Raw genomic sequence first — 16,548 nt, forward strand, 5'->3', positions numbered from 1 at the left:
CGTGGAAAGGGCGTGGGTTGCCGGTGCTGGATTTGCATGAATTGACTGCGCATCGCTGAATAACGCGGCGATTTATTTGCGATGCGCGAACAATTTGAGCCATTTTCGGCGAACCGGGCTGCGATCGTGTTTCCGCTCGGTGGCGGCGCGGCCGGCCGGCCGACTGTGCCGCCCGAAGGCCGTCGCGCCGTACCGGGACGGCGTGCGCGGCGCTCGCGATAATGCGTTTCTTTCATCGTTTACGGAGCGGCGCGCATGTCTTTGGTCGATTTCAAATCCGTGGCGGCGGCGCAGGCCGTCGCATGGAAATCCACGATCGTCGGCGAGGTCGGGCCGGCCAGGATCAAGGTGCTGCGCATGGATGCGCAGGCTTACGAAGCGGAAGTGCACGACTACAACGAAGGCCTGCTGGTGCTCGACGGCCGGATGATGCTCGAGGTCGCAGGCGAGACGATCATCGTGGAGGCCGGGCAGATGTACCTCGCGCGCGCCGGTGTGTCTCATGCGGTGCTGCCGGGCAGCCACGGCACGCTCGCGATCATCGACGTGTAAGGTTGCGCCGCAACATGCAGGCGGGCGGCTGAGGCCCGGCTGGCTTGGCCAGGCGCGGATTGGCGGCCGCCATTCAAACGCGTGTTATACCGCCCGGGTATTTGTCTGAGCAAATAAATTGAAGGCTGTTTGAAAATCTGTCAAATACCGTGTAAACGCTAGGATGGCGTGGTTTCGGTCGTTTGGAACTCTGCATCCATTTACTTGTGGGTATCGTCCGATCATAGTCTCCACCAACGACGCATCACGATAACGAATCAAGCGTACGGATGGAGACCCATACATGAGACGCCTATCCGCGGGGCCAGTCGGACTGCCGTTTCCCGTTTTTTCGCTGAATGCAGGCGCGATGCCGATCGCGTACCTGCGTTGTCCTGTCGCCGTGTAGCGGCGAACCATTTCCCGTTTCGATTGTTCGCACGGCGCCGTGCCGCATGACGGCGCCGCGGGAGAGCGCTTGCCTGCCGCCGCGGCGTGTGCCGCATGTGCCTGACCGGCATCGCGGCTGTCTTGCGCGCACCGTCATGCGCCGCGCGTTCGTGCCGCGGCGCGATACCAACCGGCGGGCCATGCAGCCTGTCCGGACGAGACTTGTCGTACCTGAAAAGGAGGGGTTGATGATTTGCATTCCTGAATGGCGGAAAGCGATCCTGTCGTGCGCGGTGCTGGCGCTACCGTTCGTTGCCGGTTGCGGCGGCGGCGACGATCCGGGGCCGATCGACGTGCCGCAGTGCTCGGGCAGCGCATGCGGGCCGAGCGGGGCCGAAACGACGCCGCCGGTCGTGACGAAGCTGTGTCCGGACGCGCTCGATTACACGACGACCTATACGGGCGGCGCAGGTAGCGGCGAGTACGTGAAGGTGAAGTTCGACACCACGAAGCTCACCTATCAGATGCAGTTCCTGGAATCGTCGGTGCCGACGTCGGCAGGGCAAGTCAACAATACCCGCGCGGGCTTGACGATCAGCGGCGCATTCCATCATCCGACCACGCTCCCGACGGCCGAGCAGAACCGCTGCGCATTCGTGCTCGACAGCGGCGCGACGAGCGACGGTGCGTATTCGGTGACGATCAACCGTGCCGATCCGCCGATGCTGTTCGTCGGCAATGGCGTGGTGGGCGGGGGGATTCCGGGGGCGACGATTGCGTTCGCCGGTCTTGAGCCGTTCCCGGGCGTCGTGCTTGGCGTCGTGCCGTCGCGCACTTTCGATTTCTATCCGTTCATCGGCTTCACCAACACCGAAACGGACTTTACGAAAGTGGCGGGTAACTACAACGAACTCGGGATCCACCTGTCGCCGGTCGGCGGAAACGCGCAGAGCAGCGCGGGGGCCGTCGGCTGGCAACCCGATGTCGTCAACTGGAACCAGACGTTCAATGCCGACGGCTCGTGCACCATCACGGCAGGCAGCGACTACTCGTGCCAGACCACAGGAACGCCGTGGGCGTTGCGCAAGAACGCGGACGGCTCGTCCGACAACGTGTTCGTGAGCAATCCCGTGGCGACCGCGGGCGGCGTGCCCATGTATCCGCTCGCGGGGCAGGGGTCCGCGATCGTGATTGCCGCACCTAGTCAGGCGAAGGGCATCATGATCGTCGGCAAGTTGAACGGCGTACTGGTGCCGATCGTGATTCGCGTGGGTTACACGCATATCGACGCGAGCAACCTCCTGGCATCGGTCGCTGACGCCGAGGTGGGAATCTCGATGCTGTCGCGGACCGCCGCCGTCGCGGCCAATTCGCTGAAGGGTGGCTTCATAGGCGCAACGAGCGCTTCAGCGTGCGGTATCGTGGCGCCCAGCACTGCCACGTTTGCGATCGCGACGTCCGGACCGAGCTTCAACAACAACATCCCGCATCCGGATCTGCCGGGCACCTTCGACGGCACCTTCTTCCTGGCACAGGCCGGCAGTTGCAACGACGGCACGGCCGTGTCGACGATGGCCGCGAACTATACGTCGACGCTGTTCCAGGGGGCTACCGCGGCATTCATCGATCCGCAGACGTCATCGGTGACCTCGCAGTTCGGGCTCGACTACACGCAGGCGACACCCGGCAAGATCAAGGTCACGGCCACGCAGAACTTCAACGCGAAGGGCGCCGGCGGCGACGTGGCGATCTTCAAGAAGGGCGATACGGGCTGGATCGTGAAGGCCGGCAACGTCTACGCGATGGTCGTCAACAACAGCCAGGTCAATCCGTTCTTCACGGTCGGCGCATTCGTCCAGTAACACTGCGTTGAACATGTAACACCGGCGGCGCATGCGTCGCCGCCGGCGAATCGAATTTCAAGAGGATTCCTATGAATTTGAAGCAATGGATGGCCGCGGCCTCGCTCGCGCCCGTGCTGGCAGCATGCGGCGGAGACGGCGACCCGCCGCCCGCACCGGCGGTCCGGCTGTGCCCGCAGACGATCGACTACAACACGGTGTTCATCGGCGGGTCGGGATCGGGCGAGCTCGTGAAGGTGCAGCTCGATACGACGAAGATGACGTACCGGATGACGTATCTCGCATCGCCGGTGCCGACCACCACGGGCACCGTGCAGCCGACGCGCGACACGGCGCCGGCCAACGTGGTCGACGGCACACTCGCGGACGAAACGGGGCTGCCGACCGTGAAGCTGAACCAGTGCACGTTCCGGATGCAGAACGCGAGCCTCGACCCGAACCGGCCCGCGCGGCTGTTCCTCGGCGAGGGCGTGCTGGGCGGCGCGATTCCCGGCGCGACGATTCAGTTCGACGGCGTGATCGGCGTCGGCAAGATCACGAAGACGACGTTCCCGTACTACCCGTTCATCAGCTTCTCGTCGCTGGAAACCGACCTGACGAAGATCGCAGGCAAGTACAACCAGCTCGGCTATCACCAGGTGCCGTCGCAGAGCTTCCAGCCGGTGGCGCTCGACCAGCAGGTGACGATCAACGCGGACGGCAGCTACGTCGAGACCGACAACTTCGGCAAGAAGAACGGCGGGCAGCCGCTTGCATCGAGCGCGACCGTGAACCAGCCGTTCACGCTGCGGCCCGATGCGCCGGCGTTCCAGTCGCTCAACTACCTGCCGCAGATTCCGCCGACGCTCGCGGCGGTCGATCCGGCGAAGGCCGGCAAGGGGATCCTGATCGTCGGCAAGCTGCGCAACCAGCTCGTGCCGATCTTCATCCGCACCGGCGCGGCCAACGCGGATCTCACGCAAGGCCCGCCGAGCGCGGACGACGAATCGGGCATCTCGTTCCTGAGCCCGCAGACGGCGATCGCGCAAGGCTCGCAGAACGGCGAGTACACGGGCGTCGACAGCGCGTTCAACTACCGCGCGACCGCGCTCGTCGGCGCGCAGGCCACGCTGCTCGATCCGTTCAATGCGTCGCAGGCTGCGCTCACGCGTGCGCTGAACCTCGACTACACGCAGAAGATGCCGGGCGTCGTGACGACCGTGCATGCGGATGCGGCGTCGGGGCCGGCGACCGGCAAGTTCGTGTTCACCGGCGGCGTATTCGGGTTCCTCGACATGAACGATACGAGCAACCCGTACTTCACGGTCGGCGCATTCGTGCAGTGACGCACGCCTGGATGGAGACACGGTGGCGCCGCGCGCGGAAGCGCGGCGCCCGGACAGAATGAGGGGAGACTTCATGAAGAAGCTGATTGTCGCGGGTGTCGTCGCAGGCGTGTCGACGCTCGCATCGGCCCAGCAGGCGGGCGACAACGTCGCGACGCTGGGGTGGCTGCACATCATGCCGCAGGATTCGACCAACGGGCTGACGACGAATCTTGCCGGCATGCCGATCAATGGGCCGCTGCGCCTGCCCGGGTCGTTCACGTCGCCGGGCACGAGCCTGACGGTCAACAACGCCGATACCGTCGGCCTCACGCTCACGCACTTCTTCACCGACCATATCGCGGTGACGTCGGTGCTCGGCGTGCCGCCCGAGTTCACGCTGACCGGGCACGGCACGATCCGGCCGCCCGGCCCGGCCGGTGCGCTCGGCAGCGTCAACATGGACAACCCGGCGAACCAGCCGGCGGTGAAGAACGCGCGGCAGTGGAGCCCGACGGTCATTCTGCAGTACTACTTCAATTCGCCGACGGCGCGGTTCCGCCCGTTCGTCGGGATCGGCGTGGCCTACAGCTGGTTCAGCAACATCGAGCTGAACGGCAACTTCGCGAAGGACATCAACGAGAACCTCGGCAGCGTGCTCGCGGCCGGCGCCGGCAAGCCGGGCCCGACGTCGGTGGAGGGCAAGGCGTCGTCGTCGTTCACGCCGGTCTACAACGTCGGCGCAAGCTATGCGATCGACAAGCACTGGGGCTTAACGGCGACGCTGACGTACATGCCGCTGAAGACCTACTCGTCGCTCGTGATCAAGGCGGCCGACGGCTCGACGCTCGCCACCACGCGCACGCGGCTGAAGGCCGATCCGCTGATCACGTTCGTCGGGATTTCCTACAAGTTCTGAGCCGTCCGGCGCGCATGACGCGCGTCGGCGGCTTCCTGCGACCGGCTGGCCGGACCCTTCCGGCAGGAAGGTCGCGTTCCTGGCGGCGTGCCGCCATTTGTGAAGAGAGGGGGCAGTTCAAATGAGCATTCGCAAAATCGTATCGCTTGTTGCTGCAGTGGCTTTCACCGCGGTTTCGGCCGCGCCTGCTTTCGCTGTCACCGTTTCGCGTGCCGACGGCCAGCCGATGAACCCGAACGGCGAGCCGTTCTCCGTATCGGGGCTCACCAACCTCAGCAAGGGATCGATCAGTGCAGCCTGTACCGCGACGTTCAACGGCACGATTACGTCGACCGGTATCGTCAACATCACGTCGACGCAGTTTTCCGGCGGCGGCACGTGCGGCTTGATCAGCGGCACGGCGAGCAGCACGTCGCCGTGGACGGGCCAGGCCGACAGCACGACGCAGTTGTCGATCAACAACGTGCACGTGAACGTCACGCTGCTCGGCGCGTGCGGCCCGAGCAAGGTGGTAACGGCATGGAACGATGCGAACTCGTCGCTGACGTTCAATAACTCCGTCCTGACGCCGAACTGCACGGTGTCCGGCACGGTCACGACGTCGCCGAAGTTCCACGTGCAGTAAGCGTCGCGGATCTAAGCGGGTGCCCGCCGCGCGCGAGGGCCGTGCGGTATGTGCGGCGGGCTTCCGCGGTTTCGATGGGTTCGTGCCGTCGCGTGTATCGGCGCGGCGGCCGGATTCATTCTGCAGAGCGGTCGCGTTTCTCGTGTAAGGCCGCCATATATCAAGAGAGAGGGCCATACAGATGAAAATTCGTCAAATTGCATCGCTTGTTGCTGCAGTGGTGTTCACTGCGGTTTCGGCTGCACCTGCTTTTGCGGTGACCGTTTCGCGCGCGGACGGCCAGCCGATGAATCCGAACGGCGAGCCGTTTTCGGCGGCGGGGCTCTCGACGCTCCAGAAGGGTGCGGTCAGTCCGATCAACTGTACGTTGACGCTCAACGGTACCGTCACGTCGACCGGCATCATCAATATCACGTCGACCCAATTCACCGGTGATGCCTTGTGCGGGTTGATCACGGGTAGTGCGTCCAGTGCGGCGCCGTGGACGGGGCAGGTGGACAGCACGACGCAAGTGTCGATCAACAACGTGAAGTTGAATGTGACCTTGCTCGGCACATGCGGGCCGAGCAAGGTCACGGCGGCGTGGAACGATCAGAACTCGTCGACGGCGTTCAACAACACCGTGCTGACGCCCGATTGCAACGTGAACGGCACGGTCATGACGTCGCCGAAGTTCCACGTTCAGTAAGCGATCGCAGATCGAAGCGGGGTGCTCGCTGTGCACTAAGAGCGTGCGGGAGGCACGCGGCTTTCCGCTTCCTCGATGCTTTCGAGCCTTCGTCCATATCAGCGCGACGACAGGCTGACCGTACGTATCGCGATCCGATGCGCACGGTGTTGCAGGGGCGGCACGGCGTACCGCGCCATCCGATCCGACTGAATTAAACACGATTCCAATTGGCCAGAACACTCCCGGAAGACCCATGCTTACCGATCCAGCAAAGTATGGAGATGCCCGCGGCGCGACGCCTGACCGGCTGCGCACGGCCGCGTGGCTGCAGTATCTGATCGAACATCTCAACGCTGTCGCGAGTGCAGCGGAGGCGGGTGACGTCGACGGCACGACCGTCATCGCGTCGCACGCGATACGCATGCGGGCTGGCGCGAACCTGTCTCGGGAAGCGACAGCGATGCTTCACCGGCTCGCGCCGTGGATCGCCTCGGACGGCGGCATTTGCGCATGCGATCTGAGCGACCCGCGCAGTGCATGCTCGCATGTGCCGTCGATGCAGCAGCTCGCCGACGCTGAACGCAGTTGTCCCGGCTCGCGCGCCGTGTTCGACACTGCGCACGGTGTGATCGATGCATGCACGTTCGACGACCCCGATGTCGGCTGGGCCGCACTCGATCGGATTGCCGGTGGTGTCGAATGCGGCGGGGGCGATGACGGCGAATGCACTGAACATGAAAAGGGCGCGCAGGACGACATGCCGCCAGCGAAGAACCTGAGAGAAAGACTGGCCGTGGTCGCGGCGGCGAGTGGGGAAACGTCGGTCATGTCGGGCACCGTCATCGACGCGATCGTGCTGCGCGTGTGCGGGCCGCGCGACGATGCATCGCGCATCGACGAGATGGCGGCGCTCGTGACGTTCTCGGCCGCACTCGCCGCTGGCGACGGGGCCTCTGTTGCCGCGTATGGCGGTCAGCACAACCTCGTTGCCCGGGCGATCCGCACGCATCGCGCCGATCTCGCGTCGGTGGACGGGCTGCTCGCGGCGTTGTCCGTGTGCCGGCTCGATCGGCTCGTCGGCGCGGGCAGCTTCTGGGCGTACTACCTGCTGGCGGGCATCGTGATTGCAGCGCCGGATGCCGTTCGGGAAGTCGGTCGCCGCTTTCATGGTGATGAATGGCAGGCGTGGCTCGATCACGTGCTCGCGTGGCCGGCGGTCAGTCGATTCGGGCCGAAGGAGGACGACGCGTTCGAAGGCCTGCGCGGTGCAATGAGCCTGACGTCGCGATGGAATCCGATCGTCCGCGGGAAGCGGATGCGGAAGCGGGGTGTTGTAACGCCCTGATTTGAGGAACACGGGGACACGGCAGGCTAATGCATCGCTTTTGCCGAATCGATACTCAAGGATTCCAAACGAATCGCGCACGAGCACCCTGGCTCGCGCCGAAATGACGGGCCTCGTTCGTACGCGCAAACGGGCGTCAGGCGGCGCGCTGAGCCTTCGTGCTGTCAGCGTCCACACCGGCCGCGCGCCACGCCGTCCACGCCATCTATCCTTCCAGACCGCCAGACCGCCAGACCGCCAGACCGCCAGACCGCCAGACCGCCAGACCGCCAGACCGTCAGACCGTCAGACCGTCAGACCGTCAGACCGTCTCGCGCCACCCCCGATCCAGGCACCATCGACCGAACGCAGTATGATTCCGCAGTCGATGCCGGCGATCGCTCCGCTATAACGGCCCGCCCGCACCGCCAAAGATCTGCCAAGCTTGTTGTAAGCCGGACGCAAACAGCCGCCGCGTGAGAGCGCCGCCGCGAACCCGCCGCCGGACCCCCTTCATCGAAACGGTCAGTCAGATGTCAAAGCAAAACAAGAAGATCCTCCTCCTGAGCGTCAGCGCCGGCGCCGGCCATACCCGGGCGGCCGAAGCGATCCGCGCGTTCGCCGACCACCATCCCGCCGGCATCGAAGCCACCCACCTGGACGTGATGGATTTCGTGTCCACCGGCTTCCGCAAGCTGTACACCGATCTCTACATCAAGCTCGTCAGCAGCCAGCCTGCGCTGTGGGGCTACCTGTACCAGAAGACCGACGAAGTCGATCCCGCCGCGCCGTCGCAGAAGATCCGGCGCGCGATCGAGCGGCTCAATTGCCGGGCACTGCTCGCGGAGATCGAGCGGCAGCGCCCGGACGCGATCATCTGCACGCACTTCCTGCCCGCCGAGCTGCTGTCGCGCGAGATCCGCAAGGGGCGCGTCGACACGCCGGTGTGGGTGCAGGTCACCGATTTCGACCTGCACAGCATGTGGGTCGTACCGAACATGCGCGGCTATTTCGCGGCCAACGACGAGATCGCGTGGCGCATGCACGCGCGCGGCATGGCGCCCGACACGGTGCACGTCAGCGGCATCCCGATCATGCCGGCGTTCGGCCAGCCGCTCGATCGCGCGACCTGCGCGGCCGAATTCGGCCTCGATCCCGCGCGCCCGACCTTCCTGATGATGTCCGGCGGCGCGGGCCTCGGCGGGCTCGACGTGCTGGCCGCGCGCCTGCTCGAGATGGAGGCCGACTTCCAGCTGATCGCGCTGGCCGGCAAGAACAAGGCGATGCTGACGTCGTTGCAGGAACTCGCCGCGCAGCATCCGGGCCGGCTGTTTCCGCAGGGCTTCACGCAGCAGGTCGAGCGCCTGATGGCCTGCGCCGATCTCGTGATCACGAAGCCGGGCGGCCTGACGACGTCCGAATGCCTGGCGATGCAGCTACCGATGATCGTCAACTCGCCGATTCCGGGCCAGGAAGAGCGCAACGCGGATTTCCTGCTCGAACAGGGTGTCGCGCTGAAGGCGATCGACGACGATGCGCTCGTCTACCGGATCCGCGCGTTGCTGCAGACGCCCGAGCGTCTCGCCGACATGCGCCGCCGTCTCGCGCCGCTCGGGCGGCCGCTCGCCGGCCGCTTCGTGCTCGATCGCGTGCTGGGCCTGGAGCCGGCCGCATGAGCGTCGCGCGTTTTGTGCCGACGCGCCATACGGTGTTCGTCGTTGCGTGGGTCGTGCTGCTCGCGTACTTCTTCGCGAACGTCGAGATCCAGATCGAAGGCAGCGCGGGCTGGGCCGCCAACCTGCCGACGTGGCGCATCGAGCATCACTGGCTGCTCGACCTCTTCTGGGGTGGGCGGCCGATGACCGGCTACCACGCGTGGGTGTTCCCGTTCGTCGCGCTGTTCTTTCACCTGCCGGCCGTGTTCAACGGACGGTGGTCGTGGCGCATCGAAGCCCGCATCATCGCGTGCATCATGGTGTTCTGGCTGACCGAGGATTTCCTGTGGTTCGTGCTGAATCCGGCGTATGGCCTGGCCCGCTTCAATCCGGCGAATGTGCCGTGGCATATCCACTGGCTGGGCGTGGCCCCGACCGACTACTGGACGATGAGCGCCGCTGCGATCGTGCTGTTCATGCTTTCCCGCGAGCGCAAGCGCGCCTTTTACTGATCTCCGACCCGACATGAAAATCGCCATCATTGCCGCGATCGCCGTTGCGTTTGCCGGGCGCGTGCAGCCGGCCCACGCGGACCCGGCCTCCGCGGTGTCCGCCCGGCCGATCAAATGGGCGCAGAGCGTGACCGATGCGCATGTGAACAACCTGCATCGCATCACGCCGACGCTGTACCGTAGCGCCCAGCTGTCGCGTTCGGACCTGCCGGAACTGCAGAAGCTCGGCATCCGCAAGGTCATCAGCTTCCGTTCGTTTCACGCGGACGACACCATCCTGGCCGGCACGCAGATCCGGATGCAGCGCATCCGGATCAACACGTGGGACATCCGCGACGAGGACATGGTGACCGCGCTGAAGGCGCTGCGCACGGCCGACCAGGACGGCCCGGTGCTGATCCACTGCCAGCACGGCGCCGATCGCACCGGCCTCGTGTCGGCGTTGTACCGGATGGTGTACCAGGGCTGGACGCGCGAGCAGGCGCTCGATGAACTGCAGCACGGCGGCTATGGGTTCCATCCGATCTGGCAGAACATTACGAACTACTTGAAACACGTCGACGTCGAGCGCTTGAAGCGAGAAGTGAACAGCGGCTGACGAATCCATGCAAAACGCCGCCGACAATTGCTGTCGGCGGCGTTTCGAAAGTACGTCGATGCGCGGGCAGCACGCCCGCCGTCGTCAGACCGTCTCCGGCTGCCGCACTGCCTTCGCGATATTGCGGGCCATTGCCCCGTTCGCGACGAAGTAAGGCACGTCCACGCGCGCAAGCGGCTTGCGCCCGCGAATCTTGTCCGCGATCTTCTCGGCGATCATGATCGTCGGCGCATTGAGGTTGCCGGTCGTGATGATCGGCATGATCGACGCATCGACGACGCGCAGCCCCTCCAACCCGTGCACGCGGCCTTCTTCATCGACCACGGCCATGTCGTCGTAACCCATCTTGCACGAGCACGACGGATGGAACGCGGTCTCCGCGCGGGCGCGCACGAACGCGTCGAGCTCCTTGTCGGACTTGCAGTCCGCACCCGGATTCAGCTCGCGGCCGCGATATCGATCAAGTGCCGGCTGCCGCATGATCTCGCGCGTCGCACGGATCGCATCGCGGAATTCGCGCCAGTCGAGCGCTTCGGCCATGTAGTTGAACAGGATGCTCGGATGGTCGTTCGGATCGCGCGAGCGCAGCTTCACGCGGCCGCGGCTCGGCGAGCGCATCGAGCCGACGTGCGCCTGGAAGCCGTGCATCTCGATCGCGTTCGAGCCGTTGTAGTTGATCGCAACAGGCAGGAAGTGATACTGGATGTTGGGCCACAGATCGTCGTCGCGCGTGCGGATGAAGCCGCCCGCCTCGAAGTGGTTGCTCGCGCCGAGGCCGGTGCCGTTCAGCATCCATTCGAGGCCGATCTTTGGCTGGTTCCACCACTTGAGCGCCGGGTACAGCGAGACCGGCTCCTTGCACTCGTACTGGATGTACATCTCCAGGTGATCCTGCAGGTTCTGGCCGACACCGGGCAGGTCGAGCACGACGGGAATGTCGAGTGCCTTCAACCACGCACCGGGGCCGACGCCCGAGCGCTGCAGCAGTTGCGGCGACGCGATCGCACCGCTGCACACGAGCACTTCGCGGCGCGCATGCGCGGTCGCACGTTCGCTGCCGCGCAGGTACGTGACGCCCGACGCGCGCTTGCCGTCGAACAGGATGCGATCGGCGAGCGCGTGCGTGACGATCTCGAGGTTCGACCGCACCTTCGCCTGGTCGAGGTAGCCGCGCGCGGTGCTGGCGCGGCGGCCCTTCGGCGTGACGGTGCGATCCATCGGGCCGAAGCCTTCCTGCTGATAGCCGTTCAGGTCGTCGGTGCGCGGATAGCCGGCCTGCACACCTGCATCGACCATGGCCTCGAACAGCGGGTTCACGCCCGGCTTGCTGGTCGTGACCGACACGGGGCCGCTGCCGCCGTGATAGTCGTTCGGGCCGACGTCGCGCGTTTCGGCCTTCTTGAAGTACGGCAGGCAGTCGAGATACGTCCAGTTCTCGAGGCCCTTGTGCGTCGACCAGTTGTCGTAGTCGAGCGCGTTGCCGCGGATGTAGCACATGCCGTTGATCAGCGACGAGCCGCCGAGCCCCTTGCCGCGGCCGCATTCCATCCGGCGGTTGTCCATGTACGGCTCGGGGTCGGTTTCGTAGGCCCAGTTGTAGCGGCGGCCCTGCAGCGGATAGGCGAGGGCGGCCGGCATCTGCGTGCGGAAGTCGAAGCGGTAGTCGGGGCCACCTGCTTCGAGCAGCAGCACCGTCACGTCCGGATCTTCCGTCAGGCGCGTTGCGAGCACGTTGCCCGCGGAACCTGCGCCGCAGATGATGTAGTCGTATTCGCGTGTCGTCATGACGGTCAGTCTCCTTTCGTGATCCTTAAAACACCGGGTTGTAGCGGCCGAGCTCGACCTGAACCGACTTGATTCGAGTGTAGTGCTCGAGCGTCGTGATGCCGTTCTCGCGTCCGACACCGGATTGCTTGTATCCGCCAACCGGCATCTCGGCCGGCGATTCGCCCCACGTGTTGATCCAGCAGATACCGGCTTCGAGACGATGGATCGTGCGGTGCGCGCGCGACAGGTTCTCGGTCACGACGCCGGCCGCGAGGCCGTAGTGCGTGTCGTTCGCGCGGGCGATCACTTCGTCCTCCGATTCGAAATCGAGGATGCTCATCACCGGCCCGAAGATTTCCTCGCGAACGATCTTCATGTCGTCGCGGCAATCGCCGAACACGGTCGGCGCGACGTACTGGCCGCTGCCGAAGTGGCCGTCGGTCAGGCGCGTGCCGCCCGCAAGCAGCTTCGCGCCTTCGGCCTTGCCGCTTTCGATGAAGCCGAGCACCTTGTCGAGCTGCGCGGCCGACACGAGCGGGCCGAAGTTGGTATCGGCATCGGTCGGCTTGCCGACGCGGATGCGCTTCACGCGCTCGAGCACACGCTGCGTGAATGCATCCTTGATCGAGCGGTGCACGAACACGCGCGTGCCGTTCGTGCAGACCTGGCCCGAGCTGAAGAAGTTGGCGGTCACCGCGATGTCGGCCGCGCGGTCGAGGTCCGCGTCGTCGAACACGATCAGCGGCGACTTGCCGCCGAGCTCCATCGTCACTTCCTTCAGCGACGATGCACCGGCCAGCGACATCACCTTCTTGCCGGTTTCGACGCCGCCGGTGAACGACACCTTCGCGATGTCCGGGTGGCCGGTCAGCAGCGCGCCGACCGAGCCGTCACCCTGCACGACGTTGAACACGCCGGCCGGCACGCCGGCTTCCGTATAGATTTCCGCGAGCTTCAGCGCGGTGAGCGGCGTGACTTCGCTCGGCTTGAACACCATCGCGTTGCCGGCCGCGAGCGCGGGGGCCGTCTTCCAGCATGCGATCTGGATCGGGTAGTTCCAGGCGCCGATGCCCGCGCACACGCCGAGCGGCTCGCGGCGCGTGTAGACGAACGACTCGGCGCGCAGCGGCACCTGCAGCCCTTCGATCGCGGTCGCGAGGCCCGCGTAATACTCGATCACGTCCGCGCCGGTGACGATGTCGACCGCGAGCGTCTCGCCGATCGGCTTGCCCGTGTCGCGCGTTTCCAGCGCCGCGAGCTCGTCGTTGCGCTCGCGCAGCAGGTCGACCGCGCGGCGCAGGATGCGCGAGCGCTGCATCGCGGTCATCGCGGCCCATTCACGCTGGCCTTCCTGCGCGGACGCCACCGCGCGGTCGACGTCGGCCGCGCTGGCCTGCTGCACCTGCGCGAGCAGTTCGCCGGTGGCGGGATCGAAGGTGTCGAAAGTCTTGCCGCTCGTGGCGTCGACGTAACCGCCGCCGATGTAGAGGCGCTGCAAACCGAATACGGACATGAGGATCTCCTTGAGGGCGACTGCGTCGCGCGTCAGTCGGACGCGAGCAGCAGGTCGATGTAATCGTGGGCGAGCTTCAATGCAGCCCGGGTGTCGATGGGGCCGCCGGCGAGTGCGCCGCGCAGCCACAGGCCGTCGATCAGCGCGGCGAGGCCGCTGGCGGCTTCGCGCGCTTGCGTGCGCGGCAACGCCTTCGCGAATTCGGCGCACAGGTTCGAGTGGAGGCGCCGCGTGTTGACGTGCTGCAGGCGCTTGAGCATCGGGTCGTGCATGCTCTGCGACCAGAACGCGAGCCAGGTCTTCATCACGGGCGCGCTGACCTGCGTGACGTCGAAGTTCGCGGCGACGATCGCGCGCAGCCGGGCGCGCGGATCCTTGCGTGCCGCCACGCGGCGGCGCGTGGTGGCCGACCACAGGTCGCGCAGCACGTGCCGCATCGTCGCTTCGAGCAGGCCGTCCTTGTCGCCGAAGTAGTGGCTGACGATGCCCGTCGAGATGTTCGCGCGTTGCGCGACCGACGCGAGCGTCGTGCCGGGCAGGCCCGCTTCGTCGATCGACCGCAGCGTGGCGTCGATCAACTGCGCGCGGCGAATCTCCCGCATTCCGACTTTCGGCATCGCGACTCCCTTCGCCCGGACGGGCCGTCCATGGAAGTCGAGAGCTTAGCGGTTTTTTATTGATCGTTCAATCAACAAAAAATCGGGGTCTGACGATGAAGACGGGTACCCGGCAGGTGCGCGAGGCCCTCCGATCCCGCGTTGTGCAGGTGCGGAAAAATGATTGAAAGATGATTAAGAAAGATGAAGTTTGTTTAAAACGCTTTCTGAAGCGAGCAATCAATCCGGTTAATCGTTGCAGGTGTCGAATCGATTACGGAATGAAAGAATAATGAGCTGTGTGATATTTGGTTAAGCGTGGAAGCCGACGCGCGAAACAGCGTCACGATTCATTCATGAAAATCCGTTTGAAATAGGCGAATGAAACGAATTAACGTATTGATTGTAAATGGAAATGTTTCGATTAAATAGGGATCGGCTGCCGCTCCGCAAACGATTGCGACCGCCCTCGATCGGATTCCGCTTACCATAAAAAATGCTGGAATAATTTGAATCTGCCGTATTTCCTAACAGAGTAGAGGGTATCGTTGGAATGACTTGAGTCAGTAATATTGTCCGTATTAGTATGGCGCCGCACTACGAGGAATGAATCGATGCCGCCGGTATTGCCGCGGTGCATTGGCCAATCGCGCGATTCGGACGCGCGTGACAAACCGGCGCAGTCATTGCGCACCTGCAGCATGCCGCGACGTCGAGACGCCGCATCCACCGGAGAACGACGATGCTGACCGAAAAACACGTGGTCCCGTTGCCGAATGGTCTGAAGGTCTACGTCGAACGGAACGTGTTCGACCCGGCGTTCGACACGGCAATGCTCGTCAACGGCGCGCTCGCGACGACCGCGTCGTTCGGGCAGACCGTCCAGTATCTCGGCGAGCGGATGAACACGATCTGCTTCGACCTGCCGTATGCGGGGCAGTCGCGCCAGCACAACCCGGGCTGCTTCATCCTGACGAAGGACGACGAAGCCGCGATCCTGCAGCACCTGGTCGAGCGCTTCGCGCCGGCGTACCTCGTGTCGGTGTCGTGGGGCGGCGTCGCGTCGCTGTTCGCGCTCGCACGCGGCTGCCCGAGCGTGCGGCGCGCGGCGATCTGCTCGTTCTCGCCGTTCCTGAACGACGCGATGGTCGACTACGTGACGCGCGCCCGCGACCACATCGCGGCCGGCGAGAACCTGAAGGCCGCGCAGCTGCTGAACGACACCGTCGGCCGCTACCTGCCGCGCATCATGAAGCTGTACAACTACCGGTATCTCACGCGCCTGCCGCGCGACGAGCAGGACCAGGTCGCGTTCCACGTCGACCAGATCCTGTCGCTGCAGCCGGAGCGCTACCTCAGCGAGTTCTCGAACATCGGCTGCGAGCTGCTGTTCCTGAACGGTGAGCGCGACGAGTACACGACGCCCGCCGACGTGCGCCAGCTCGGCGCGCACGTGCCGCGCGCACGGTTCGCGACGGTGCCGGACGCCGGCCACTTCCTCGACATCGAAGGCCGCGCGCAGCGCGAATACACGCGCTCGGCGTTGCTCGACTTTTTCTGCGGCGGGTCGCAGCTCGCCGCCGGCATGGCGCTCGCCGCCGCGCAGTCGTGCGTGCCCGCACCCATGCACGCGCTGTCGTCGTGACACCGCACGCCGTGCGTCCGATACGCGCGGCGCTCCCGAACTCCCATCCCAACGAGGCAGGCCCGCCGTGAATATCGTTCAGACCATCGCCATCGTCGTTCCGTGGGCCGTGTGGCTCGCCTACTGGATCGCCACTTCGCAAGGCGTGAAGACGACCGTGCGCAAGGAAGCGTCGCGCTCGCGCACGTTGCAGTCGATTCCGCTGATCGTCGGCGGCGCGCTGATCATCCTGCCCGATCCGTCGTGGCAGGCGCTCGTGCCGGACTGGCAGCGCTTCGGCCTGCAGGCGCAGTGCGGGCTCGCGGTGCTGGTGGCCGGCCTGCTGTTCTCGGTGTGGGCGCGGCTGCACCTCGGCACGAACTGGAGCGTGTCGGTCACGCTGAAGGAAGACCATGAGCTCGTCCGCACGGGGCCGTATGGGCTCGTGCGTCACCCGATCTATACGGGCTGCCTGATCGCGCTCGTCGGCGCCGCACTGATCGGCGGCGAATGGCGCGGTGCGATCGGCGTGCTGCTCGTGTTCGCGTCGCTCGCGTACAAGGTGCGCGTCGAGGAGAGCTGGCTGACCGGGTATTTCGGGCCGGCGTACACGCAGTACCGTCGCGAAGTCGCGGCGCTGATTCCCGGCTTCTACTGA

The 16,548-nt window shown here is 65.2% G+C and carries 15 protein-coding genes; 12 read left to right on the plus strand and 3 right to left on the minus strand.

What is annotated here, in order from left to right:
- Nucleotides 1-255: 255 nt before the first annotated feature.
- From CFB45_RS18645 to CFB45_RS18690, 10 genes are all read left to right on the plus strand, one after another.
- Nucleotides 256-552 (plus strand): cupin domain-containing protein, encoded by a 297-nt coding sequence (locus CFB45_RS18645; protein ID WP_089426814.1) that lies wholly within the window; start codon nt 256-258, stop codon nt 550-552.
- 617 nt (nt 553-1,169) lie between these two features.
- On the plus strand, nt 1,170-2,783 hold the full coding sequence (locus CFB45_RS18650; protein WP_089426815.1) for a DUF2957 domain-containing protein: 1,614 nt from the start codon (nt 1,170-1,172) through the stop codon (nt 2,781-2,783).
- 71 nt (nt 2,784-2,854) lie between these two features.
- Nucleotides 2,855-4,108, plus strand: a complete 1,254-nt coding sequence (locus tag CFB45_RS18655) for a DUF2957 domain-containing protein (RefSeq protein ID WP_089426816.1) — start codon at nt 2,855-2,857, stop codon at nt 4,106-4,108.
- Between the two features lie 73 nt (nt 4,109-4,181).
- Nucleotides 4,182-5,006, plus strand: a complete 825-nt coding sequence (locus tag CFB45_RS18660) for an OmpW/AlkL family protein (protein WP_089426817.1) — start codon at nt 4,182-4,184, stop codon at nt 5,004-5,006.
- Nucleotides 5,007-5,127: 121 nt separating this feature from the next.
- Nucleotides 5,128-5,631 (plus strand): activator protein, encoded by a 504-nt coding sequence (locus tag CFB45_RS18665; RefSeq protein WP_089426818.1) that lies wholly within the window; start codon nt 5,128-5,130, stop codon nt 5,629-5,631.
- Between the two features lie 181 nt (nt 5,632-5,812).
- Nucleotides 5,813-6,319, plus strand: coding sequence for an activator protein (locus tag CFB45_RS18670; protein ID WP_089426819.1), 507 nt, complete (start codon nt 5,813-5,815; stop codon nt 6,317-6,319).
- Between the two features lie 235 nt (nt 6,320-6,554).
- Entirely contained in the window at nt 6,555-7,646 is a 1,092-nt protein-coding gene (locus CFB45_RS18675; RefSeq protein WP_089426820.1) for a hypothetical protein, read from the plus strand.
- 512 nt (nt 7,647-8,158) lie between these two features.
- The gene (locus tag CFB45_RS18680) at nt 8,159-9,301 is read left to right on the plus strand and encodes an MGDG synthase family glycosyltransferase (RefSeq protein WP_089426821.1); all 1,143 of its coding nucleotides are present in this window, start codon (nt 8,159-8,161) and stop codon (nt 9,299-9,301) included.
- Nucleotides 9,298-9,792, plus strand: coding sequence for a hypothetical protein (locus CFB45_RS18685; RefSeq protein WP_089426822.1), 495 nt, complete (start codon nt 9,298-9,300; stop codon nt 9,790-9,792). The genes CFB45_RS18680 and CFB45_RS18685 overlap by 4 nt, the downstream gene beginning before the upstream one ends.
- Nucleotides 9,793-9,805: 13 nt before the next feature.
- Nucleotides 9,806-10,390 carry a dual specificity protein phosphatase family protein gene (locus CFB45_RS18690; protein WP_089426823.1) on the plus strand — a complete coding sequence of 195 codons (585 nt, stop codon included), beginning with the start codon at nt 9,806-9,808 and terminating at the stop codon, nt 10,388-10,390.
- Between the two features lie 84 nt (nt 10,391-10,474).
- On the opposite strand, the gene betA is transcribed toward CFB45_RS18690, so the two are convergent.
- From betA to betI, 3 genes are read right to left on the minus strand one after another with little or no spacing between them, the layout of a single operon-like run.
- Nucleotides 10,475-12,175 (minus strand): choline dehydrogenase, encoded by a 1,701-nt coding sequence (betA, locus tag CFB45_RS18695; protein ID WP_089426824.1) that lies wholly within the window; start codon nt 12,173-12,175, stop codon nt 10,475-10,477.
- A gap of 25 nt (nt 12,176-12,200) precedes the next feature.
- Entirely contained in the window at nt 12,201-13,670 is a 1,470-nt protein-coding gene (betB, locus tag CFB45_RS18700) for a betaine-aldehyde dehydrogenase (protein WP_011354163.1), read from the minus strand.
- Nucleotides 13,671-13,702: 32 nt separating this feature from the next.
- The gene (gene betI / locus CFB45_RS18705; RefSeq protein ID WP_089426825.1) at nt 13,703-14,287 is read right to left on the minus strand and encodes a transcriptional regulator BetI; all 585 of its coding nucleotides are present in this window, start codon (nt 14,285-14,287) and stop codon (nt 13,703-13,705) included.
- A gap of 721 nt (nt 14,288-15,008) precedes the next feature.
- Here betI and CFB45_RS18710 point away from each other — a divergent pair.
- Nucleotides 15,009-15,911, plus strand: coding sequence for an alpha/beta fold hydrolase (locus CFB45_RS18710; RefSeq protein ID WP_089429040.1), 903 nt, complete (start codon nt 15,009-15,011; stop codon nt 15,909-15,911).
- Between the two features lie 67 nt (nt 15,912-15,978).
- Nucleotides 15,979-16,548 carry a methyltransferase family protein gene (locus CFB45_RS18715; RefSeq protein WP_046549619.1) on the plus strand — a complete coding sequence of 190 codons (570 nt, stop codon included), beginning with the start codon at nt 15,979-15,981 and terminating at the stop codon, nt 16,546-16,548.

Source organism: Burkholderia sp. HI2500, from assembly GCF_002223055.1.
Taxonomy (GTDB): Bacteria; Pseudomonadota; Gammaproteobacteria; order Burkholderiales; family Burkholderiaceae; genus Burkholderia.